The sequence below is a fragment of the Viridibacillus sp. NPDC096237 genome, assembly GCF_050278625.1.
GTDB lineage: Bacteria > Bacillota > Bacilli > Bacillales_A > Planococcaceae > Viridibacillus.
The window spans coordinates 1-22,538 of the sequence record NZ_JBNNTI010000051.1; the positions used below are offsets into that span (position 1 = coordinate 1).

Annotated in this window: 21 protein-coding genes; 5 read left to right on the top strand and 16 right to left on the bottom strand. The window is 35.2% G+C overall.

Annotation, left to right across the window (positions count from 1 at the left end):
- Positions 1 to 205: 205 nt before the first annotated feature.
- From ACQKMD_RS19150 to ACQKMD_RS19165, 4 genes are all read right to left on the bottom strand, one after another.
- Positions 206 to 2,413, bottom strand: coding sequence for a peptidoglycan D,D-transpeptidase FtsI family protein (locus ACQKMD_RS19150; RefSeq protein ID WP_427753955.1), 2,208 nt, complete (start codon positions 2,411 to 2,413; stop codon positions 206 to 208).
- A gap of 256 nt (positions 2,414 to 2,669) precedes the next feature.
- The gene (locus ACQKMD_RS19155; RefSeq protein ID WP_427753956.1) at positions 2,670 to 3,278 is read right to left on the bottom strand and encodes a superoxide dismutase; all 609 of its coding nucleotides are present in this window, start codon (positions 3,276 to 3,278) and stop codon (positions 2,670 to 2,672) included.
- Positions 3,279 to 3,417: 139 nt separating this feature from the next.
- On the bottom strand, positions 3,418 to 3,897 hold the full coding sequence (locus ACQKMD_RS19160; RefSeq protein ID WP_427753957.1) for a DUF456 domain-containing protein: 480 nt from the start codon (positions 3,895 to 3,897) through the stop codon (positions 3,418 to 3,420).
- A gap of 11 nt (positions 3,898 to 3,908) precedes the next feature.
- A complete protein-coding gene (locus ACQKMD_RS19165; protein WP_427753958.1) occupies positions 3,909 to 5,537 on the bottom strand; it encodes a Na/Pi cotransporter family protein in 1,629 nt (542 codons plus the stop codon).
- A gap of 199 nt (positions 5,538 to 5,736) precedes the next feature.
- Here ACQKMD_RS19165 and ACQKMD_RS19170 point away from each other — a divergent pair, with 199 nt between their 5' ends.
- The 4 genes from ACQKMD_RS19170 (at position 5,737) to ACQKMD_RS19185 (ending at position 8,461) form a co-directional block, all read left to right on the top strand.
- Positions 5,737 to 6,252 carry a DUF1189 family protein gene (locus tag ACQKMD_RS19170; protein ID WP_427753959.1) on the top strand — a complete coding sequence of 172 codons (516 nt, stop codon included), beginning with the start codon at positions 5,737 to 5,739 and terminating at the stop codon, positions 6,250 to 6,252.
- A 60-nt stretch (positions 6,253 to 6,312) separates the two neighbouring features.
- Entirely contained in the window at positions 6,313 to 6,657 is a 345-nt protein-coding gene (locus ACQKMD_RS19175; protein ID WP_427753960.1) for a hypothetical protein, read from the top strand.
- A gap of 97 nt (positions 6,658 to 6,754) precedes the next feature.
- Positions 6,755 to 7,870 carry a flavodoxin-dependent (E)-4-hydroxy-3-methylbut-2-enyl-diphosphate synthase gene (gene ispG / locus ACQKMD_RS19180; RefSeq protein WP_427753961.1) on the top strand — a complete coding sequence of 372 codons (1,116 nt, stop codon included), beginning with the start codon at positions 6,755 to 6,757 and terminating at the stop codon, positions 7,868 to 7,870.
- A gap of 18 nt (positions 7,871 to 7,888) precedes the next feature.
- The gene (locus ACQKMD_RS19185; protein ID WP_427753962.1) at positions 7,889 to 8,461 is read left to right on the top strand and encodes a 5' nucleotidase, NT5C type; all 573 of its coding nucleotides are present in this window, start codon (positions 7,889 to 7,891) and stop codon (positions 8,459 to 8,461) included.
- A 635-nt stretch (positions 8,462 to 9,096) separates the two neighbouring features.
- Here ACQKMD_RS19185 and ACQKMD_RS19190 read toward each other — a convergent pair.
- Positions 9,097 to 9,576, bottom strand: a complete 480-nt coding sequence (locus ACQKMD_RS19190) for a hypothetical protein (RefSeq protein ID WP_427753963.1) — start codon at positions 9,574 to 9,576, stop codon at positions 9,097 to 9,099.
- Between the two features lie 677 nt (positions 9,577 to 10,253).
- Between ACQKMD_RS19190 and ACQKMD_RS19195 the strand changes: the two genes are divergently transcribed.
- Positions 10,254 to 10,340 (top strand): FtsW/RodA/SpoVE family cell cycle protein, encoded by an 87-nt coding sequence (locus tag ACQKMD_RS19195; RefSeq protein ID WP_427753975.1) that lies wholly within the window; start codon positions 10,254 to 10,256, stop codon positions 10,338 to 10,340.
- A gap of 291 nt (positions 10,341 to 10,631) precedes the next feature.
- Here ACQKMD_RS19195 and ACQKMD_RS19200 read toward each other — a convergent pair whose 3' ends face one another.
- The 11 genes from ACQKMD_RS19200 to ACQKMD_RS19250 form a co-directional block, all read right to left on the bottom strand.
- Positions 10,632 to 11,711, bottom strand: coding sequence for a toxic anion resistance protein (locus ACQKMD_RS19200; RefSeq protein WP_427753964.1), 1,080 nt, complete (start codon positions 11,709 to 11,711; stop codon positions 10,632 to 10,634).
- A 22-nt stretch (positions 11,712 to 11,733) separates the two neighbouring features.
- The gene (locus tag ACQKMD_RS19205; RefSeq protein WP_427753965.1) at positions 11,734 to 13,356 is read right to left on the bottom strand and encodes a YceG family protein; all 1,623 of its coding nucleotides are present in this window, start codon (positions 13,354 to 13,356) and stop codon (positions 11,734 to 11,736) included.
- 55 nt (positions 13,357 to 13,411) lie between these two features.
- Entirely contained in the window at positions 13,412 to 14,224 is an 813-nt protein-coding gene (locus tag ACQKMD_RS19210; RefSeq protein ID WP_427753966.1) for an HAD family hydrolase, read from the bottom strand.
- Between the two features lie 10 nt (positions 14,225 to 14,234).
- Complete coding sequence (locus tag ACQKMD_RS19215) at positions 14,235 to 15,344, bottom strand: cysteine protease StiP family protein (RefSeq protein ID WP_427753967.1); 1,110 nt, start codon at positions 15,342 to 15,344, stop codon at positions 14,235 to 14,237.
- Positions 15,341 to 16,708 carry a phosphoribosyltransferase family protein gene (locus ACQKMD_RS19220; RefSeq protein WP_427753968.1) on the bottom strand — a complete coding sequence of 456 codons (1,368 nt, stop codon included), beginning with the start codon at positions 16,706 to 16,708 and terminating at the stop codon, positions 15,341 to 15,343. Before ACQKMD_RS19220 ends, ACQKMD_RS19215 begins: the two co-directional genes overlap by 4 nt.
- A gap of 1 nt (position 16,709) precedes the next feature.
- Complete coding sequence (locus tag ACQKMD_RS19225; protein ID WP_427753969.1) at positions 16,710 to 17,876, bottom strand: HpcH/HpaI aldolase/citrate lyase family protein; 1,167 nt, start codon at positions 17,874 to 17,876, stop codon at positions 16,710 to 16,712.
- Between the two features lie 105 nt (positions 17,877 to 17,981).
- Entirely contained in the window at positions 17,982 to 18,734 is a 753-nt protein-coding gene (locus ACQKMD_RS19230; RefSeq protein WP_427753970.1) for a TerC family protein, read from the bottom strand.
- Between the two features lie 50 nt (positions 18,735 to 18,784).
- Positions 18,785 to 19,360: a TerD family protein gene (locus ACQKMD_RS19235; RefSeq protein ID WP_427753971.1), complete on the bottom strand. Its 576-nt coding sequence runs from the start codon at positions 19,358 to 19,360 to the stop codon at positions 18,785 to 18,787.
- 33 nt (positions 19,361 to 19,393) lie between these two features.
- Entirely contained in the window at positions 19,394 to 19,978 is a 585-nt protein-coding gene (locus ACQKMD_RS19240) for a TerD family protein (RefSeq protein WP_427753972.1), read from the bottom strand.
- A gap of 32 nt (positions 19,979 to 20,010) precedes the next feature.
- Positions 20,011 to 20,622, bottom strand: a complete 612-nt coding sequence (locus tag ACQKMD_RS19245) for a TerD family protein (RefSeq protein ID WP_427753973.1) — start codon at positions 20,620 to 20,622, stop codon at positions 20,011 to 20,013.
- 385 nt (positions 20,623 to 21,007) lie between these two features.
- Entirely contained in the window at positions 21,008 to 22,243 is a 1,236-nt protein-coding gene (locus ACQKMD_RS19250; RefSeq protein WP_427753974.1) for a transglutaminase domain-containing protein, read from the bottom strand.
- Positions 22,244 to 22,538 lie beyond the last annotated feature (295 nt).

The window sequence follows — 22,538 nt, forward strand, 5'->3', positions numbered from 1 at the left end:
TTTTTTTTTTTTTTTTTTTTTTTTTTTTTTTTTTTTTTTTTTTTTTTTTTTTTTTAAATTTAATTTTTTTTTTTTTTTTTTTTTTTTTTTTTTATTTTTTTTTTAATTTTTTTTTTTTTTTAAAAAAAAAAAAAAAAAAAAACGACTCACATTAGTATTTATTACAATGTGAGTCGTTTAACTATTTTAATAGAAGAAAGTCAAATTATTGTGCATCCAATTTTTGCGCATCATCTTCATCGATTTGCTCTTTTGTAATAGGCTTTTGAATTTTCCCGCCTACTTTTTGCTTCTCTTTTTTCATGTTTTTCTTTTGGATTTCAAAGTACTTATCTACAGCTTTTCGAGCAATGCTGTTATTGATAGCCTCATAATGATCTTGATTGGTGGAAACCCATGGTATTACTACTGCATAAGCAATCTCAGGATTTTCATAAGGCGCAAAGCCGATATGTGTAACAGACAAAGTTTCTGTACCATAAGCACTTTTCTTCGGTCCGTAATAAACTGCTTGAGCCGTACCTGTCTTACCTGCTGCAGTAAATTTCGCATCATTGAAGTACCTAGCCCCTGAACCTTGGCTACCAAAGTATACGCGTCTCATACCTTCTTTGACATGATTAATCTCTACTTTAGAATTGTTAATTGTATTTAATACAGTTGGTGCTAATTCTTTTACAACTGGTCCTAATGTTTTACCATCAACTGATGGTTCACGAATTTCTTTCGCTAAATGAGGTTGTATACGTGTTCCACCATTTGCAATAGTAGATACATATTGTGCTAATTGCATTGGTGTAAATGTATCATACTGACCTATTACTAAGTCGAGTAGTTTACCTGATAGTGTTTCGGTCCCTTTAACACCTTCAACTTCACCCGGTAAATCAATACCCGTTTTTACGCCTAAACCAAATTGAGCATAAGAATTACGAATTGCAGTAAAGTCTTTTTGTTGAACAGCTAAACCTGCTCCTGGCACATAGTTAACTCCTGCAATACGAAAAGCAGTTCTAAACATATAAACATTGGATGATCGTTCAATTGCAGTCAAATCATTTAAAGAAATTGAACCACTTCGATTGAAAATAGATGATTTTATTGTGCCTGCGATATTAATCGGTGTATCGATCATCGGCTCTCCCACTTTGATAGCATTTAGAGAATATCCAGTTAAAAGTGTTGCAGGTTTTACAACTGATCCTGCTTCATAGGCAGATGTAAATGTACCAATGGCATAGTCATTAACAGTCATTTTCCCATTATCATCTGTCTCAAGTTTCTTACCAACCATGGATAAGATTTCACCCGTGTTTGGATCCATCATGACAAGGAATGCACGATCTAATAACGAAGAATTAGCTTTCGATTTTGCATATAATAATTGTTCTTCTACAATCTTATCAAGACTTTCTTGTAATTCACTATCAATCGTAAGCTTTAATTCTTGCCCTGGTGATCCTTCTGATGAAGTTACTGTATCTACGACTTGCCCTTTACCATTTGTAGCATTTTTGACAACGGCCTTTTGACCTTGTAATAGTTCTTCATATTGTTGTTCAATATAACTTTTACCAACTCGATCATTTCGAGAATAACCACGTGCCAAATAATAATCGACCAGATTTTTTGGAATACCTTCTCTAGGTGTCGTCGTTGACCCTAAAATACTTAATGAAGATTTTTTCACACGAGCCCAGTCTGTTGTAGTATTTACACCCGGTAGCTTTGATAAATTCTCTGATACAATAGCAAATTCTTTATTTGTTACATTATCACTTTTAATAATTTGCGGTGATAAATAATAGCCTGTAGCCATTAATCGAAAAATAGCTAACACTTGCAAATCTTTCTTTGTTAATTCTCTTAATTCATCATTAGTAATTCGCTCACGAACTAGTCTATCTAACTTTGCTTGCTTTTCTTTTTGTTCGAGTTCTGAATCGCTATTAATTTCTTTCTGTTCTTTTTCGCTTACTTTTGCATAAGCCTTTTCTTTGTTGAGCGCTATCCAAAAGTCTCTTTTATCTCGATCCGTGATAGGTTTCGTATCCATTTTAATGAGTTTTGCGAGTTTATTTGCAATTTCCAACATGTCTTTTATTGTTGTAGATTGTAGTTTCGTAAAAGTAATCGCATTCTTTGGTTCATTATCAACTAAAACTCGACCATGTCTATCATATATACGACCACGAGGAACGCTAGAATTAACCGTTACTTCGTCAGTTCGCGCTAGTTCTCGCACATAATCTTCACCTTTAACGATTTGCATATAACCTAACCTCAAAATTAGAAGAGAAAACAAAAGGAAAATTGAAAAGAAAAGTATATTCATTCGAAACGAAAGATTTGCACGCTGTTTTGCTTTAACACTAGCTGCACGTTTCTTTTTAGATGTATTTTTTTGGCGCATGCAATGTCCCCTTTCCGCTTAATTCACAATTAGTAGTATATCATTTTCAACGCAAAAACACACCGTCGTCATGTTGAAAATAGTCTAATTGCTTATAATTTTACATGAAATTAATGGAGTGCTCTATTGTTTTTTTGAAAAGATAATAAAAGTACAAAATACAAACTTTCTAGATTACCCTATGTATTCTTTTACCATAAAAAAGCACGTACCTTTTTGACGTTAAAGGTACGTGCTTTGTTGCATTTATATTAGATTATTTTGCAGCTGTGAAACGTTCTGCAACTTTATCCCAGTTTACTACATTCCAGAAAGCGCCGATGTAGTCAGGACGACGATTTTGGTAGTTTAAGTAGTAAGCGTGTTCCCAAACATCAAGACCTAATAATGGCGTTTTGCCTTCCATGATTGGTGAATCTTGGTTTGGAGTTGAAGAGATTTCTAATTCGCCATTAGCAACCGATAACCAAGCCCAGCCTGAACCGAAGCGAGTTTTAGCAGCATTATCGAACTGTTCTTTGAAAGCATCAAAGCTACCGAATTTAGCGTCAATTGCAGCTGCTAATTCGCCAGTTGGTACTCCACCTGCATTTGCATCCAAAGATTCCCATAATAATGAGTGATTAGAGTGACCTCCACCGTGGTTACGTACAGCTGGACGAATTGCTTCAGGAACAGCATCTAAATTAGCAATAATTTCTTCAATTGATTTCCCTTCAAATTCTGATTTGCCTTCTAGAGCAGCGTTTATGCCTTGAACATAAGTATTATGATGTTTAGTATGGTGAATTTCCATTGTTGTTGCGTCGATATGTGGTTCTAGTGCATCATATGCATAAGGTAATTTTGGTAATTCAAAAGCCATGATTAAATTTCCTCCTCAGGATTAATAAGTATTAATTACATTCTTAGATTATCAAAATACAGGCTTGCGTTCAAACATTATTCACTAAAACGCTCGATTTCAGCCTTTTGACTGAAAGTCTATTAATTTATCATACAATTTATATCACGATAACAAATATTATAATCATGATTATCTGGATGATTCCCTTCGTAATAATAGAAGTTAAGAATCCAACGAGTGAACCTATCCCAGTTAGTATCGCCTGCTTCAAACTACTTCTATTAACGATTAACTCGGCTAAAATAGCTCCTAAAAAAGGGCCGATTAGTATTCCCGCAATAGGAATGACAAATGGACCGATTAATAAACCAATCGTGCTCCCCCACATGCCAGCATTTGAGCCACCAAATTTTTTTACTCCAAAAGCATTTGCTAATGTATCTGCTCCAAATAATAATGCAACAAACAGAATTTGAATTACCCAGAACCACCAAGGTAAATCTCCAAAGCTATAAAATACTCCATATAAGATAAAGCCTAATAATATAAAGAGTACCGACGGAATAATCGGATATACAAGTCCTGCAAAAGCAATAATAAAACTTAAAATAATGAGTATCCAAGCGATTATATCCATAGAACCCTCCCTTAATGTTTTTGTAAAATAGCTTCTGCTATATTGACAGCGTGATCTCCTATACGTTCTAAGTTACCTACGATATCTGTAAAGACGATACCTGAATGTGCCGAACATTGCCCGAGATTTAATCGATGAATATGTTTTTTTCTAAAAGTTCGCTCCATTTGATCAATGAGCTCTTCTTTTTTTGTCACCTCAATTGCCAATCCATGATCGGTTGTATCCAAGGCCAGTATTGCCATTCGAACCGTTTCAATTGTTAATGAGAACATTTCTATTAAATCGTTTATAGCAGGTTCACTCAACTGTACCCCGTTCACAGTTTTATAGTCAATTAATTCTACGATATTCTCAAAATGATCCCCAATACGTTCAATATCACGGACATTTTCTAGTAAAATATGATGTCTAGTAGAATCTGTATCTGACAGTGGTTGTACAGAAACTTTCACTAAATAATCAGTGATTTTCTGATCTAGACTATTGATTGCTTCTTCATACCGTAAAACGGTTGAAGCATGTTTTTTATCATTTGTTTTCAAATATTCAAATGTCTCTTCTAACCCTCTAATACTATATTCACCCATACGTAAAATTTCTTCTTTTGCTTGTCCTATAGCGATGGCGGGTGATGCTTCAATAAAATGTGGATCTAAACTTCTTGGTTTATATTCAATAGTAGAATCTTCACCAGGTATGAGTTTCGTTACAACATATGCCCAAACACCGATTAACGGCAATTGTATCACTGTATTCACTACATTAAATGTACCATGTGCAAATGCAATCTGCATTTTTGGTTCTAATCCTGCAACGCCTGCTAGCCATTCAATATATAGGGTAAATTGAGGTAATATCAAGAGGAAAATAATCGTTCCGATGACATTAAATAATACATGCATAGCTGCAGCTCGTCGAGCGGCTACTGATGAACCAATAGATGCTAATACAGCCGTTATTGTCGTTCCTATATTATCACCAAACAAAATTGGTAACGCCCCATGAAGAGGCATTAATCCTTCCCCATACAATCCTTGTAGAATACCGACAGTAGCACTAGAACTCTGTATGAATATAGTTATCAATGCTCCTAGAGTAACCCCTAGTAAAGAATGCTCACTAAGACTTAATGCCATATCGATAAATGATGGTAGCTCTTGTAAAGGCTTCATCCCTTTACTCATTAGTTCCAGTCCTACAAATAATCCTCCAAGGCCAAAGACAATTTGTCCAACATTTTGTATGCTATTTTTCTTAAAGAAAAATAATAGAAATGCACCAATCGCTAAAACTGGATATGCAAATTGACCAATATCAAAGCCAATGATAAATGCCGTAAAAGTCGTTCCTATATTGGCCCCCATTATGACCCCAATCGCTTGACGTAATGTCATAAAGCCAGCACTTACAAGTCCTACAATAATGACCGTGGTACCCGAGCTCGATTGAATAAGTACAGTTACTAAAATACCGACTAATACACCCATCATTGGATTTGTTGTATAGCGATCTAATATATCTCGAAGGCGATCTCCTGCTAATTTTTGTAAGCCATCACCCATGTATTTAATAGAAAATAAAAATAGTCCTAATCCTCCAAAGAACTGGAAAAGCATATCTTGCCAATTCAGACTCACCTGCTGTCAACTCCCTGCGCTTCTATTAAGCTATGTGCTTTATTATGAAGAAAACGTAATCAAATTGTAAGTTATTCTCGAAAAAATTTACAATCGTTTAATATTTTTACTTTTAATATAGTGGAATTGTTCACAATGACGACAATTACTAAGTATTATGAACTCATGGTAATATAACATAGAAGGAGAATATCATATTATGAAAATTAAACATTATCAATTATTTCTAGACAGTATATTACACCCCAAAAAACTCGCAGCATACCGAATGCTACCAATTGGTAAATTGATTCAATACGTTTTTATATTAATCACTTTTATCACCGCAATTTCTTTTATCCAGTTCTTAACGGGTGTTGGCTCAAGCGTAGACACTTCACAGCTTGAAGGACTAAAAGAGTACTTGGAGGATATTAAATGGTTAATCTATCCGTTTGCTTTCATCTTTCTATTCACCATGGCTACGTTTTTAACTTTTGTACGAATAAGTATTTATGGATTTATAGGCTCTTTATTGTTGAAAATGATGGGACATCGTGGTGAATACCGCCATATTTGGCGTACAACTGCTCTTGCTACAACTCTATCTACTATTCTATCCAGTTTACTATCTTTTACTTCATTAAACGGGATGCTAATGACAATTGTTTCTATGGTGATGACAGTAGCTTATATTGCAAGTGCCATTACGAAATACCCGAAAATAAAAAAATAATAGAATTGCTACGAATGAATCTCTCTCTTGTTCATATATTGAACGAAGGGGGAGATTTTTTTGAAGATATTCTTTTCTGCACTTGGTATTCTATTTATTGCTTTTATCCTGAAAATTGATCTTCTAGAGGGTACAATCCCGCTAGCAGCTTTTTATAAAGAGTCAGTTGTTGAAGAAACTTGTGTTGACGTACCTGATATTCAAACAATCACCGTTCGTACAATACCAGGTGATAACCTACAATCATTATTTGCTCTCTACCCATCTGAAGATTCAATGAGCTTCCCAGAACGCCTGGAGCTTTTTTATGAACTGAATCCACATTTACTAAAACAGTCCTTTAAACCTGGTGAGTTGATTCAATTACCTTTCAGTACAAAAAATGCTCACTCATGTACAAATTAAACAATTAATGTTTCTTCCTTGTCATTTTCTTTAGAACACTGCTAAAATAGTGTACAGTGAAGGCTCTATTTTTGAGCCTATGAAGGAGAGAGTTTTCATGAATGAAATCGTTCACCGTACTAACACGCGTAAAGTTCGCGTAGGTGACTTAACAATTGGCGGAAGCAATGAAGTAATTATACAAAGTATGACAACAACTAAAACACATGATGTGGAAGCAACTGTGGCAGAAATTCTTCGTTTAGAAGAGGCTGGCTGTCAAATCGTGCGTGTTGCTTGCCCAGATGAGCGAGCAGCTGATGCATTAGCTGAAATCAAAAAACGTATCCATATCCCACTAGTAGCGGATATTCACTTTGACTACAAATTAGCCTTAAAAGCAATCGACGCCGGGGTTGATAAAATTCGTATTAATCCTGGTAACATCGGTCGTAAAGAAAAAGTAGAAGCTGTTGTAAATGCGGCTAAAGCAAAAGGTGTACCAATTCGCATCGGTGTAAACGCTGGATCATTAGAACGTAAAATTCTTGAAAAATATGGCTACCCTACTGCAGATGGTATGGTTGAAAGTGCCTTACACCATATTAAAATCTTAGAAGACTTAGATTTCCATGATATTATCGTATCTATGAAAGCCTCTGATGTAAACCTAGCAATTGAAGCGTATGAAAAAGCCTCTTGTGCATTTGACTACCCACTTCACTTAGGAATTACTGAATCAGGTACATTATTCTCAGGTACGATTAAATCTGCTGCTGGTTTAGGTGCAATATTAAGTATGGGTATCGGAAATACTTTGCGTATTTCATTAAGTGCCGATCCTGTTGAAGAAATAAAAGTAGCACGTGAACTATTAAAAACATTCGGTTTAGCTTCTGACATTCCGACACTTATTTCATGCCCAACTTGTGGTCGTATTGAAATTGACTTAATTTCAATTGCTAATGAAGTAGAAGAATATCTTCAAACAATTAAAGCACCACTTAAAGTTTCTGTACTAGGATGCGCAGTAAATGGCCCGGGTGAAGCTCGTGAAGCTGACATTGGTATCGCTGGTGCTCGCGGAGAAGGTTTACTATTTATGAAAGGTAAAACCGTTCGTAAAGTACCTGAAGAAACAATGGTTGAAGAGCTGAAAATCGAAATTGATAAATTAGCAGAAGAATATTATAAAAAAAGAGATGCTGAAAAAGCTGGAAATACAAAAGCATAGTATACAGGGGGCAATAAAATGAAGAAAAACTACCGTTTTGGCATCGATATTGACGGTACCGTAACGAGTCCAGAATCACTTCTACCTCATATCAATAAAGCTTTTAACGTCAATTTAGCTTTAACTGATATAACGCAATATGACTTAACTGCTGCGTTCCCTGTTGATAGTGTTGAGTTTTTTAAGTGGTTTAGAAAAAATGAACCTGAAATTTATATGGCTTCACCTATTCAACAAGATGCACAAGCGATTTTAACTGCTTGGCAAAAAGATGTTGAGCTTTATTACATTACAGCTCGTGAAGACAATTCAACAGATGTCACATATGAATGGTTTAAACAATTCAATGTACCATTTGATAAAATTGACATCGTTGGGCCAGCCAATAAAGCGATTAAAGCCCGTGAATACGATGTACATGCCTTTTTCGAAGACAAGCATTCAAATGCCGTACAACTTCACGAGGAATTAGACATCCCAGTACTATTATTCGATGCACCTTATAATCGCGAACCCATTCCAAATGGCGTGATTCGTGTAAGTAATTGGCAAGAAGCTAATCACTGGATCAAAAAAGAATTCGGTATTTAAGGAAAAAGCTAGTACGTAAATTACGTACTAATTACAGTTATATCGACAAAAGGCATTCAGAATGCTCACATCCTGAATGTCTTTTGTTTTTAAATACTTTGGTTATTTAAGATCCTCTTTTATAGATAAAATACTCTTTGAGCGTAAACTTGTATTCTATTTTGAACTTCGCCAAGTACAATTGGCGAAGTTCTTTATTGAAACAAAAAAAGCTAGTGCGCAATTTACGTACTAGCTTCAGACTGTAGACAAACTCGAAAAAATTCAAGTTTGTCTACAGTCTTTTTTCTTTTAAAAATAGATAGATAAGACCGTTGATCTCCGCTACGGTGGATGCTTTCCGCGGGCGGGCGCCAAGTCGCTTCGTCGCTGCGCTCCTGCAGGGTCTTGGGCTGTCCCACTTTTCCCGCAGGAGTCACCACCGTAGCGGAGATCAACTACACATGTAATATAAACAAATCTCTTGATACGAAGGAGAATAATGTCAATAAAAAACTCTGAAAGAGATCAAATTGAAATGACTGCTTGGGATCCACTAGTATCTCAAGAACATCTTATGGGAATAAGGACAACCTTAATAGGTCTTAAAAAAAACTCCATGCAGGTGATGCTTACTTTGCTGCTGTGAACTTATTTTAAAATTCAATGCCTAATAGTTCTTTCACTTCTTTATAGAGAGCAGTATTTTTCTTTGCTGATATATAAGTCATTTCTTTTTTTACAGGATCTTGGAAAAACACAGTACCATCTTTTAATACATATAATTTATACGTTTTACCAGTAACATCTGCTGACTTAGAAAGTGCAATAATATAGTTCCCTTGGTTATGAAGTTCTTTTACATTTGCGGTATCCTTATCCGATTTCGGCTTGATTACTTCCATTAGATTCACTTTTTGTATAAATGATTGGATTATCTCCTTGTCTGTAATTGTCTTTCTAGTAGTATCCGTACCAACGCCCTCTTCATTTACACCTTGTACATATAGTGACTGATAATCCTCGGTATCTGGAATTTTTATTTCCTTCGTTTTACTCATCTTATCATCTTTTCCACAAGCACTTACAATCATTAACGTCATCAATATCATTAAGACTATCTTCCATGTCTTCAAGTATTTTTCCTCCTCTAGTTGCACCAATATTTCACATATTGCCATTATTATACTACGGAAAAATAGCACTGTCATAAAGTCGCAGAATTTGTAACAAGATTGGCAAACGTTTCTCCGGTTAATGTTTTTTGAATTTATAGAACACATTAAATACTTAAAATTCTTTTAATAGAAATTTCTTGGAAATTTTTTATTTAGTAACCGTTCTAAATTATACATATTAAGGAAAATAGGTGGGAATTATTAACTTTCAAATGGATCGACAATTAAATTTATATTTATTTATGCTCGCATTTATTAGTTGTTTATTTATCTATTCAAGTAATGCTAATTCTGGGCAATATAGCGGTTCTTTTATAGTTAAACAAATTGTCTTCTTTTGCATAGGCTTTGCCATCATGTACATAATTGCAAGGTTAGATTTTGACAATTAAAGAAAATTTCCTGGTATTTTTATACGCTGATTGTACTTTTATTAATAGCGCTAATTTTCGCACCTGAAAGTATGTTTTCTACTATTGCAGAGGAAACGGGATTTATCGGCGAATCCATTGTAATTGCCTTATTCTTTTTATTAATCTATCGCATGGTTTTTCATGCTTTACACTAAAAAATAATATACCTTCCTATTAGCTTCCGGCATCATCGGCTTATTCACGTTTCAAATATTTCAAAATATCGGCATGACAATTGGCTTGTTGCCTGTAACAGGTGTTACATTACCATTCCTTAGTTATGGTGGTAGTTCGTATTATCTAATATGATGCTGCTCGGTCTAATTCATGTTATAAAAAATTCGTATAACGGTTATTTGTTCCAAAATACAAATGAAGTGGATGTGCAATTTGATGCAAAATTCCCCCGACAACAGGATACTCGTACTATTTAGTTTAGTAAGTTTCTTTTTATTAATACTAATTGTTCGCTTAGCATATATAATGATTTTCTAACAGATAAGAGCATTTACAGTAACTATTTCCCGGAAAATAAAAAAAGCATTTCCACTGAGATATTTATCTCTTTGGAAATGCTTTTTGTTATTCTATTTTTTCTTATTAACCATTAGATAAGACACGTTTAGCATCTTCTCGAATAGCTTCTAGACGTTTTTTATCTTCTACACGTTGTACTGCCTGTTCTTGTTTTACTGTTTTATATTCGTCAATACCTGTAACAATGGTATCCCACATATTCTCAATCGTTTCCATTTTAATGCTTGAGCTACCAGAGCGGCGGGCGATATCTACACTTTGTTGCATGATGTCACTTGTTACATCTTGAAGCATTTGGTTAGCACGATCTTCAAACGCATTTAAAGAGTCCGCATGTAGCTTTTGGCGTCGTGCATTGACGGCATTTATAATACCCATTTTGAAGACTGGGATCGTTGTTACAAACGCACTGTTAATTTTGGCTACCAAGTCATTATTACCGCGTTGCATTGTTTTGATTTGTGGTGCAGCAATCACCGCAACCATACGTGCTTTTTCAAGGTCATCTACTTTGCGTTCTAGTAATTCCTGTACTGTTCTTAAGTTTTCAAGCTCAATACGCGCCATTTGGTTTCCACCACTTACACGCGCTTCACATTCAGGGATTAACAATGTCTTCACTTCGTCTAGCTTCATTTCTGCTGCGACAATATACTTCTCTAATTCGAAGTAATATTCAATATCCTCTTGATATAACCCTTCTAAATCACGGTTATTACTTTTCAATTCTTCTTCAATAATCATAAACTGTGCATGGATTTTCTCAATTTCTTTACCAAGGGTATTGTATTTATTAAAAAGAGCTTCTACCTTTTGCTTAGCACGTTTGAAAATTTTATCCAACATGCCAGGCTCTTTTGTTAGTTCATTTTTGTCAAATTTATTCATTAACTTTTCTAATTGGTTTAACAGCTCACTTGATTGATCTAATTTAGATACTGTCATTGTATCTAGAATTCGGTCAGAGAAACGTGACAGTTTGATTGCTGGCTCTTTACCTAATGATAGTAAATCGATTTGATTTCTAATGTCTATCATTTTCACGATTTTTTGGACTTCAGGTTCCTGGCGTAATTGCAATTTCATTTCATTTGCTGTTTGTTCGTTTAATCCATCTTTTTCAATGGCAACTAAATCTGACATCTGGACACTCCCTACTCATAAGCTATAAAAACTTATGGATGAATTTTTTTATAATTGAATTTGGTTTTACTTTCGGCTCTTGGTATGGTTGGTCAAAAACCATATGTTCGAGTAAGTGAACGTCAAATATATCTTTTTCCATATACAATTCCATATCTAATTTACCGGTCGGGTTGTATAGAATGATATCTACACCAAATCTGTTTAAAAAGACTAGTAATGCTGCATCTTCACGGGATAGTTCCCCATCCATTTGAGAATGGTATAAAACGAGTCGGGGAATTTCCTGTGAATAATCAAAGTTCTGTAATAAACGTAACAACTCAACAGGAATCATCGTTGCTGTTTTAAACATAAAGAGCTGTAGATCGATCGCTTTCTCATGTCCAAGAGGCGTGAGTGAAGGGTTTTCACAGCAATCTTTGATAGTATGTGCAATGGCCTGCTGAATGGATTCCTGCAATTGACCATATTGCCACCAGTCGCTTGTTATCATTTTAGCTGGTGATAATTCATTATTCTCTAAACAATGATTAAAGTGGAATTGGAAATTGGCTTTACTACTTTTCATATACGGGAATGCTTTTACAAATTGGCTATTCGATCCTTGTGTAAGCTTGTGCATATTCTCCCAATATTCTTCACGATTCGCTGAAATACCAGCAATCTTCGCAAAAATAACCGGAATATATATCTGCTCTCCTACAACTTTGAACTCTGGTCTCACCATCGCTTTTTCATTGCCATAGATGAAAATATCATCATATGTTGTCCGCAATGTAATGGAACGTGGTAAGTGTTCTTTGAACTGCCAAGGCTTGTATACACCCGATTGTTGGTCATGCATTAATTTGTCAAAATGTTTGCTAGAGCGATAACCAACAGTCGCTTGTCGCTCCCGTAGTTTATCTGGAAAAGGTTGTAATGTTGTCGTCGTTGCATAACGATAAACAACAGACAGCTGCTCCTTAGTATCTAATGTAAAAAACTCATCTGTCCCAGTAGGAGAAAAAATTAACACATCACATCCAAGTTCCATTAACAATAACAAAAAGTAGCGCTGGCTAATGGTCGACTCCCCGTACCAAACTACTTTAGGGAATTCATCACCGATATCTATTGTCTGTGACCATGTTGCCCAATGGTTTTTAAGCCATTTGATCATATCAATTAAGAAGCGTCTAAATTCGTTTGATAGTAAACCCGCTACTTGCTGTTCTTTAAATAATTCGATGATGTTAATCATCGTGAGCTGTAAATGCTTGTTTATGAAAGCATTAGGATGTTGTGGGATTAATTGATGTCCATACATCATGGCAACCAAACGATTAATAGACAATCCTTTAGGCGTCTCTTGATGTACTTTTAAGATAGATTGCACAGCTTGAAAGTCCTTTGGATCGATATATTTATCTAATTCTTCGCTTAACACATGTACTGATTCATTTTTCCCCATATCATATAGAGCGTTATAATAATCATCTTCCTCTACAGGAACACCTAATACACGTACAGCAATCCGGCTAAAACTGAACTTAGCATCATCCAATTCATAAAGCGCTCTATCTTTGTTAGACGCTAAAAACTGCGCTTGCCAATCTGTTGTATCCTTATGTAATATAGGCTCAATTTGCATATTACGCATACAAACTCCTCCTTCCTTAAAGAGTGTGTTTGAACTTATAGTATTTCATTTTCTCTTATAGTGTAACACGATTTACATGGTCTAGAACATCTTGTAGTAGCTCTTCCGTGAAGGCTGTACCATTTTCGTTTGAATAGTGAGTTTGTGTTAGTATTTCCGGCTCTTTATCCTTCATATCGCCGTGTAGCGGTGTGTACGAGCGGTCTGCCATTGCTAGCATATTATAGTCCAATATAGAATCGCCAGCCGCAAAATGAAAATCGAAGCTGTATTTATTCTTGATATACGAAACAGCTGCTTCTTTTGTTAGGACATTAGGTATCATATAAAGTTTTTTCTTTTGCAATAACAAATGCCAGCCAAATTCATGTAATTCTTCTTTTAGTTGCTGTAAAGCATCCTCTTGAACGTTCTCTAGATGAACATGATTAACATAAAATAAATCATCTACATAAAACGATTGATCCATCCAATTTGAATATTTTATATCTTTCATGATATTCAACATTTGTTCATCTGGAATCGAAGAATCTTCAATAGATTGTCGCAACTGCTTTGCCCAAACTGTATCTGGCTTGCCGCTTTCTAATATAGTGCCCCCATTACTCGTAACCGCAACAACAGGATGTAAATTTTGTATGAAATGAATCCGTTCATATTGATGTCGTGCACGAGTGGTAACCGGAACAAATATGGTCTTCTTTTTCACTTCTTTTAATAACTCAATCGTATTATCACACATCCAACTAGTCTCTACATCGCCTTTATGTTCAACTGCTGTTTTTGGTGCGTTCGTGGGATAAAGTGACATCATATGATTTGAATAGATGAGTGTGCGATCTAAATCAGATGTAAATAATATCTTCATATTAACTCCTCTATACTTTTTTAATGAGTCCACAACAAGAATAGGACATATTAGGGTATTCTTCAATTGGAATGTTTTTGTCTTTTGCTAATAATAAGACATGTTCCAATTCATCAATACATGCAGGGTTTATCAGAATTTTCCATGGCACACGTCTTAATAATACTCGAGTTGTTTCCCCGATTCCAGGTTTTACGAGATTGGCGTCAGGTATTTCCATTTCTTTTTGAATAGCTTCAACAGCTTTTATCCCTAGCCATGTTGGAGTTGTATCTTCTAAGAGACGCTTAACCAAAACACCCCGCATCTCCTTAGCTATATCCTGAAAATAATTCGAGATTTTATCAACATATAAATTTGATACATCGTCGTCTCGCAACTCTTTGTAAAATTTTGCTCCGTGAAAATCCCCTTTTGTTAAAAGAATTTCATTAAATATAGTACGACTTACAAGGCCTGAAACCGTGGAATTTAAACAAGCAGATGGAATTAAAAAGTCCTCTCTTGTCCCGTATAACGAAGAACAATGACCTGGATCTGCTAAAACCGCTAAATCACTATCAATTTGTGTACCGTAATTTTCGTTATATTTTACACATGATTGCTCTAGCTGTTTTGTTATTGCTCCTTTTCCAGTCCAGCCGTCGATAAATTGAATATTAGCATCAGGATGTTTTCCGAAAATGTAACTAATGGCTGTCTCATCAAAACCTTTACCACGTATGATTGAAATCGAATAATGCGGGATGTCCACACTATAATGTTCTTTTAAGTAACGCTTAATTAATACGCCGATAGGAGTACCCGCTCTCGCTAAACTGACAAGTACTAAATTCTTAAGGCTTTTTTGCATATTAATTTGCTCTGCTACAACGCCTACTGCAATAGCAATACGCTTTGCATATACTGTTAAGGTTTTATGAAATAAGGTTAAATATTCTTCAGAAGGCTGATATTCAATGGGTAGCATTTCTGAATAGTGTGTGCCCGATTGAATTAGGCGTTCACGCTCCTCATTGCTCATTTCAAGAGATTGCATACTTAAATCTCGTAACAAAAAGACGCAGTCATCCGGTTGATAGCTTCCCATTGGATCTGGTTCATATTGCATTTTACTCATTCATTTTCCTCCCCATAATTCAGCACGAGGATATATATTTGCTCAATATTCACAGTCTCCAGTTGCTCAATAAGCTCTGTTAAAGCGGCTTTATTTGCTATTCTTTCTATCACAAGAAAAAGTTCAGTGTATGGGTGGGTATTTAAATTATATAAGAAGTTCACAACTCCATTATTCTCTGGACTATCAAATGCCCATTTCTGCGAAATAGTATAACCATCTTCTAAAGAAGGATATATTGGGCTACGTGTCGTTGATTGGAAATAGACATCTGATCCCATAAATGATGCTATCCGCATTGGGAGATACATAAATTCTCCGGTCCCTACTACAAGAGCTGGACCTGTTGTACGTAATGTAGTGAGTTGTTCTGCCATTTGCAGTAGTTGTCCATCAAGCTCATGATGCATTTCAGCAGTTAAGCCAAATCGACCCGTACCTTGTAAATAGGATGCATTATTCACTTTTTGTTGCTCGTCTGTTGATGTATATTGGAGGACATTATTTGATTTAGCATCTAATACTTGAATACACGCATTATTTTGTGATACATTCTCCAACTTTTGTTCCACTAGTTCCGGTACACCGTGCAGTTCAAAGTAACCTTGTACAATGGATATAAAGTGAATAGTAATACCCCACACTTGCTCAAACTGTTTAAAAGCGGCTTGTTTCTCTTGTGGACGCCAATCTAGAATAGACATAATCGTGTAATGCTTAATATGTGGAAAGCGCTCATTTAACGTCTTAATAATATTAATCACTGTATTACCTGTCGTAATTTCATCATCCACTAAAACAATACGTTGTGCTTCCTCAAAAACGGCTTTATTTGTTGAATAAACACGGTGACTTGACGCATGCGAGTGTTCCTCTTCAAAGCAAACAATCGGCTCAAGTTCATTGATCAATTCTCGCGTTGTATGAACATAAGTGGCATTTGAATCAAAGTTACGGAAAACGGCATGTCCTAAAGCAGTTGCAGTCTCAGCAAAGCCTATAAAAAGTGTCTGATGTTGTAAGTTTACGGGCTGTTTTGTCACTTGCGCATACGTTTCTTGTAAATTTACTTCACGCCGTAATGCACGAACTACTAGATTTTCTAGTTCATTCATTTCACCGTAAGTCTCTTTCATATAACGCATACTTAATAAAGTACCTACTAATAACGGCATTTGTGGCTCAATTGCCAAATGCTTTCCGAGTACTTTGCTAACAAAAAGAAATCCTCTCTTTTTATTAATACGCGTCGCCATTTGAAATAAATCCTCTATGTTAAATTGATATGGATTGTCATTTATTGTTACGGTAATTTCATAATTACCTAAAATCGGTAATCGTTGCTCATATTGATTCTTTATCAATTCATTCACCATCCATATTTAATAAAAACGTTGCAAAATCAGCTGATTCATTTAAAACACCAAAAAATTTTGCTCGCATAAGAATTTGTTCTGCCCAAAAGCTATGTGGTTTCATCTCGTTCATCTTATTTGCATATTGACTCTTCAATACACCTTTAGAACCATCATTATGCTGCTTAATGCTAAGTGCATCCATATACTCTTCATGCGTCACAGCATAAAGCGCATGGACATAACGAATATGTGAGGGGTGGATAATCGTCTTTCCTACTATGCCATTTTGTTTATCTAACAATACCTCTTTTACTAAACCATCTATATATTTATCTAGAATTGCCTGACGTTCATTAACGGCTCCATTTTTGATAAACGGGGTTTGTCTTAACGTTGGTTTTAACACACGCTCGTGACTAAAGTATTCCCATACAGGGCCTGAGATTACATAAGCATTCGGTTGTCTCTTAAACACATTGATGATGTCAGCCATACAATCTCTTATTATAGAAACATCATATATCGTCGAGTCTGCACTACGACGAATACCATATATACCGCAGAAATCAGTTGCGCCAATACGGACATTTAAAACAAGTTCACGATACTGATCTAGTAAATGTTTTATTGCCAAAAGTTTTTCTAAGCGTAGCTCTTTGTATATAATATCTGGTGTTTCTAAAATTGGCATACCATAGATTTTTAGATTAAATTGTTGTTTCGCTTTTGCTAATAAAGAAAAAAATTCATGTCCTACTTCGGCAGTAAATTTCGGAAATACATATCCCGTTAACACCACTTGCTTACGGCCCATTGCTTGCATTAAACGATGTAATTGTTCAGGATCTCTAACACGAATAAAAACAAGAGGGGTATTTTCTATTGCTGAGGCATCTTGTACATACTTTTCATAAAGTCTGTCCATTGCCTTTACAACTAACTTTTCGGCTTCATCAACATCATGATCACCAACTGCGTCCTCTAAATCTATTACTAGAGAAGTTAAATCATTGTATTTACGATTTTGAATTACTTCATCTAATTTCGGCAATGTGCCGGGCATATATAAGGTTGCACCTAATGAATAGGCTAATTCTTGTGGATTATCCCATTTCGTAAAATGTTCTGGTGCTTTATAGAAAATTGTATCTAACATATTTTCAAAATGTCTCATATAGTTCTCTCCAAAGCTTTAAAATGACGTTACAAGTTCATAGAAAAAAAAGGCATTCTATGAGTCTAAGTTTAGTCGACTAATAGAACGCCTTCATGCTTGGTGTTACATATTTTCAAGATTTTTCTTATTTCTGAAATGTACAATGAATGTACCTAAGAAAGCAACAATTAAGATAAGGAAGAAAGTTGTATTCTCCATGTGGAAACCGAATACACCTGCAAACATTTTAATCGCAATAATAGCGATTAATATAAAGGCTGTCGTCTCCATCTCTGGAACTCTTTCGATTAATGTTAGGAATACACCTGCAATTGTTCTCATCATAATAATTCCAAGGATTCCACCTAATAATAGGACCCATACTTGGTCAGAAATTGCAAAAGCAGCTAAAATGGAGTCAACGGAAAAAGCAATATCCATTAATTCTACAGAAATGACTGTTGCCCAGAATAAGCCAAATATACGTACAGTCCAGGCTTCTTTTTTAAACTCTTTTGCTTCGTCATCTTCTCCACCCTTATTCTTGAAGTGGGAATAGACAATCCATCCTAAATACGCGGCACCTAGAACTTTAACAAGTGAGAATTTGACAAGGTATACACCAATTCCTATAAATATAAATCGGAAAATGTAAGCACCGAACATTCCGTAAAGAAGTGCTCTTTTTCTTTGTTCTGGTGGTAAGTGTTTTACTAATACAGCTAATACAAGTGCATTATCTGCAGATAAAAGTCCCTCCATTACAATAAGAGAGCCGATTAACCCCCAAGCTTCAGGACTTTTTAATACTTCTCCCCACATTTCCCAATTGAAGAATTGAGCGTATGTACCCAATATTTCATTTAGTATTTCCAAGTGACTTCCTCCGTTAAATACATATTAAATTGTATGATTACTAGTAGTTCTTATTGAAGCCCATATGCGTTTACTAAAGCTCCTAAGCCGCCTTGGTACCCTGAACCTATCGCTGCAAACTTCCAATCATTATTATGACGGTATAATTCACAGAATACTACTGCTGTCTCAATGCTGAAGTCTTCACCTAAATCATATCGTAGTACTTCACTTTGCGAATCTTCGTTTAATAAGCGGACATACGCATTTGATACTTGTCCAAAGTTTTGGCGACGAGTGTCAGCTTCATGAATCGTAACAGTTACTACGACTTTTTCGATTTGAGGAGAGATTTTGCTTAAATCCACAAGAATTTTCTCATCGTCCCCGTCTCCTGCACCCGTACGGTTATCACCTGTATGTGTAATAGATTGATCTGCACTAACTAGGTTGTTATAGAAGATAAAATCTTGTTCGTTACGACATTTACCTGATGCATCTAATAAAAATACAGATGCATCTAAATCAAAATCTTGACCGCCATCAAACTGTTTTACATCCCAACCTAATCCGATTCCGATATTTTTTAAACTAGGATCATTTTTTGTTAAATCGATTCGTTGTCCTTTACTTAGCTGAATTGCCATACACTAGACACCCTTTCTAAAGTTAATTGAATATTAGTTCACATCTAAGCCGTAATCATTACAAAGGGCAGCTAATCCACCTTGATATCCAGCACCAATCGCATTGAATTTCCACTCTGCTCCGTGACGATAGATTTCACCAACAACAACAGCTGTTTCAATACTGAAATCTTCACCTAAATCGTAACGTACGATTTCTTCATTTGTATTAGCGTTCACTACACGAATAAATGCATTTGATACCATACCGAAGTTTTGACGACGTGCTTCTGCATCGTGAATTGTAACTGTAAAAGCAACTCGTTCAATAGTTGCTGGGATTTGATTTAAAGATACTTTCGATGTTTCGTCATCGCCATCTCCAGCACCTGTTAAGTTATCACCAGAATGCTCAACAGCACCGCCAGCACCTTTTGTATTGTTATAGAAGACAAAATCTTCTGGGGCAGTCACTTTACCGTTTGCACCTAATAAGAATACCGAAGAATCTAAGTCAAAATCTCCGCCACCATCATATTTGTTTGTATCCCATCCTAATCCAACGATTAGATTAGTTAACCCAGGGTTTGATTTTGTTAAATCTACTTTTTGTCCTTTTTGCAATGAAATTGAAGCCATTTGAAATTCCTCCTAAGTATTAATGTGCTATATTATTGAAATCTATTACAAACTTCGCCTAATTTAGCATCTGTTGTGCCGTCACCAATGGCACCAAATTTCCACTCACCGTTATGACGGTAAATTTCACCCGCAACCAACGTTGTTAAATTAGCATAGTTTTCAGATAAGTTATAACGAATTAGCTCATTTCCAGTATTGGGCTCAAACACACGAATATATGCATTTTGTATCAGACCGAAATGTTGTTTACGCTTAACACAATCATAAATATTAACAACAAACACAAGCTTGTCGTAATCTGCTGGTACAGCTTTTAAATCGATAGTAATGACTTCATCATCCCCGTCTCCATCACCCGTTAGATTATCTCCAGAGTGCTGAACAGATCCACATTTACTTTTTAATTTACCGAAATATACGACATCTTGACCATCTTTTAAATGACCATCTTTTAACATTAATACAGAGGCGTCACAGTCAATATTACTATTGCTTCCTCCACCACCAAATAGTCCACCTAGAAGACCGCCACTTTTCCCTTGGCTAACAGGGTCCCATCCTAAACCAACCATTACACGATTTAAATCTGCTTTACCCTTTGTTAAATCGACTCTTTGACCTTTTTGTAAATTAATGCCCATAGTCATTCACTCCTTATTATTAAAAAATTCGCACATATTTTAAAATTAATTTGAAAAGAAAACCACCATTGAACCTAAAGGTTTCATCATTGTAAGTATATAACAATTATTAAGGTTATTAGTAATGTTTTCTTTGAATCAAATTATATTGTATCCCCAATAATAGATTCATTATTGGTCTATTGCTTCTGCTGCATTTTCACCTTTTTATGTAAAGAATTACTTCGTGTAGCAACTAGCTTATACGGCTTAATACTATATACGATTATAACATTAAATGGTTTCATTTAATTTTTCAAATCTTAGACAAATAAAAAGGAAGATTTCTCAATCCATTGTCGATTAAGAAATCTCCCTTTTTTATTATTTTATTCATAATCTCTAATTATTCATGCAATTTCCCAGGAAATAGTTGAAAGAAAAACTGTTCAATATACGAAAATAAATTACCAGAATCCTTTTTCTGAGGCTCTTCTACAATTTCCTCCAAATTAAGCATTTGCTCTTTCCCATCAGCTGTATAGTAGAGTGTATGATCATTTACTCTTAAATCACTCGATTCTTGTTCATTAATCTTCATTTTTTTTGAACCATCCATATGAATTCTAGTTAAATAACCATTCTTATCTTTATTACTAAAATACAACCAGTCTCCAGCTTTCACTAAGTATTTTGCATTTGTATTTGTTATTTTCTTTTCATTACCGGTCGTTGTATCTCGCGTATAAATACCTCTACTACCATTTGCTTTTGTAAAGTAAACCTGGTCTCCAGATTTCACAAAGTCTTCGGTATCTCTAATAAAATTATAAGATGAATCTGAAGCTGTTTTATAATCTTTTGTCACCCATCTATGATCTTCAGCCAATGCTGAATCAGATAACAAGAAATATTTGCTACTTACTATGCCTTTACGATCTGGTGTAGGGTCATTAAAGGTAGAATCGACATGGTACCACTTACCATCTACCTTTACTAAATTCCATGAATGAGCTACTTGATCGACATACCCTACAACATATCTCACATCGATTCCTGCTGCTTGATATAATTTATAGGCTGCTAGTGTATAGCCTTGACAAACTGCTTCTCCTTCTTTAAAAACAGCATAAGCCGAGTGAGCGCTTGCTTTAGTATCCGATCCGTACTTTGTATTTAATACGATATAATTATTAATCGCTTTTACTTTGTCAAAATCACTCATCTTTTCAGATATCTCTTTATTTATGAAACGCTTTACTTGTGCATCTACATACTGTTCTTGACTCTTAGAAGTATGATATGAAAACGTATAGTTTATAATAGCTGAACTTGAATTGTATTGATAATGGATTTTACTCTCTTTAAAACTACCTGAGAGATAATCATCTGCAGCTAATAGTTTTTCCACAACTCCATTTATTTGCTCCATCTTTGGCGTAATATCTCCCTTATAAGAGATTATTAACTTTCCTTCATAATTGTGCATTGCCTTAGATACAACTGATTTAAGGCCTTTAACAGAGGAAACAGTGACGGCATCTTTTGCAGCTGATACTTCCAAAATCCCGTCCCTATTACTTGATAAAGCCAATATCAATATTAAACTGAAAATCGATAGGTACCAATTTACCTTTCTCACGTCATTATCACATCCTCTACTTCATCAGTCTACAATCAATATACACCATATTCAAATTTTTTATTAGATAAATAAAAAAAAGGACAGTACAGAAAGTCCCCCTTTCCTATTATACGTTTTAGTGGCCCAAGTATTCCCAAAAAGAACTCTAAATAGACTATTTTAATTCTTCGTTTGTAGTTTTTCATTTTAAACCCGAAATCACTAGTGTTGCATAAATAAAGACAGAAAATTCCGTCTATTACTACTTAGGGTTTAAAGCCAAAAAAGGAAACATTTCAATAAAGGTGGCCCC

What these genes read in the sequence shown, in the direction of transcription:
- ACQKMD_RS19235 (WP_427753971.1), bottom strand. Translation starts at nt 19,360, where the DNA reads ATGGCAATTCAGCTAAGTAAAGGACAACGAATCGATTTAACAAAAAAT.
- ispG (WP_427753961.1), top strand. Translation starts at nt 6,755, where the DNA reads ATGAATGAAATCGTTCACCGTACTAACACGCGTAAAGTTCGCGTAGGT.
- ACQKMD_RS19160 (WP_427753957.1), bottom strand. Translation starts at nt 3,897, where the DNA reads ATGGATATAATCGCTTGGATACTCATTATTTTAAGTTTTATTATTGCT.
- ACQKMD_RS19225 (WP_427753969.1), bottom strand. Translation starts at nt 17,876, where the DNA reads ATGAGACATTTTGAAAATATGTTAGATACAATTTTCTATAAAGCACCA.
- ACQKMD_RS19150 (WP_427753955.1), bottom strand. Translation starts at nt 2,413, where the DNA reads ATGCGCCAAAAAAATACATCTAAAAAGAAACGTGCAGCTAGTGTTAAA.
- ACQKMD_RS19245 (WP_427753973.1), bottom strand. Translation starts at nt 20,622, where the DNA reads ATGGGCATTAATTTACAAAAAGGTCAAAGAGTCGATTTAACAAAGGGT.
- ACQKMD_RS19200 (WP_427753964.1), bottom strand. Translation starts at nt 11,711, where the DNA reads ATGTCAGATTTAGTTGCCATTGAAAAAGATGGATTAAACGAACAAACA.
- ACQKMD_RS19170 (WP_427753959.1), top strand. Translation starts at nt 5,737, where the DNA reads ATGAAAATTAAACATTATCAATTATTTCTAGACAGTATATTACACCCC.
- ACQKMD_RS19155 (WP_427753956.1), bottom strand. Translation starts at nt 3,278, where the DNA reads ATGGCTTTTGAATTACCAAAATTACCTTATGCATATGATGCACTAGAA.
- ACQKMD_RS19215 (WP_427753967.1), bottom strand. Translation starts at nt 15,344, where the DNA reads ATGAGTAAAATGCAATATGAACCAGATCCAATGGGAAGCTATCAACCG.
- ACQKMD_RS19185 (WP_427753962.1), top strand. Translation starts at nt 7,889, where the DNA reads ATGAAGAAAAACTACCGTTTTGGCATCGATATTGACGGTACCGTAACG.
- ACQKMD_RS19240 (WP_427753972.1), bottom strand. Translation starts at nt 19,978, where the DNA reads ATGGCTTCAATTTCATTGCAAAAAGGACAAAAAGTAGATTTAACAAAA.
- ACQKMD_RS19205 (WP_427753965.1), bottom strand. Translation starts at nt 13,356, where the DNA reads ATGCGTAATATGCAAATTGAGCCTATATTACATAAGGATACAACAGAT.
- ACQKMD_RS19210 (WP_427753966.1), bottom strand. Translation starts at nt 14,224, where the DNA reads ATGAAGATATTATTTACATCTGATTTAGATCGCACACTCATCTATTCA.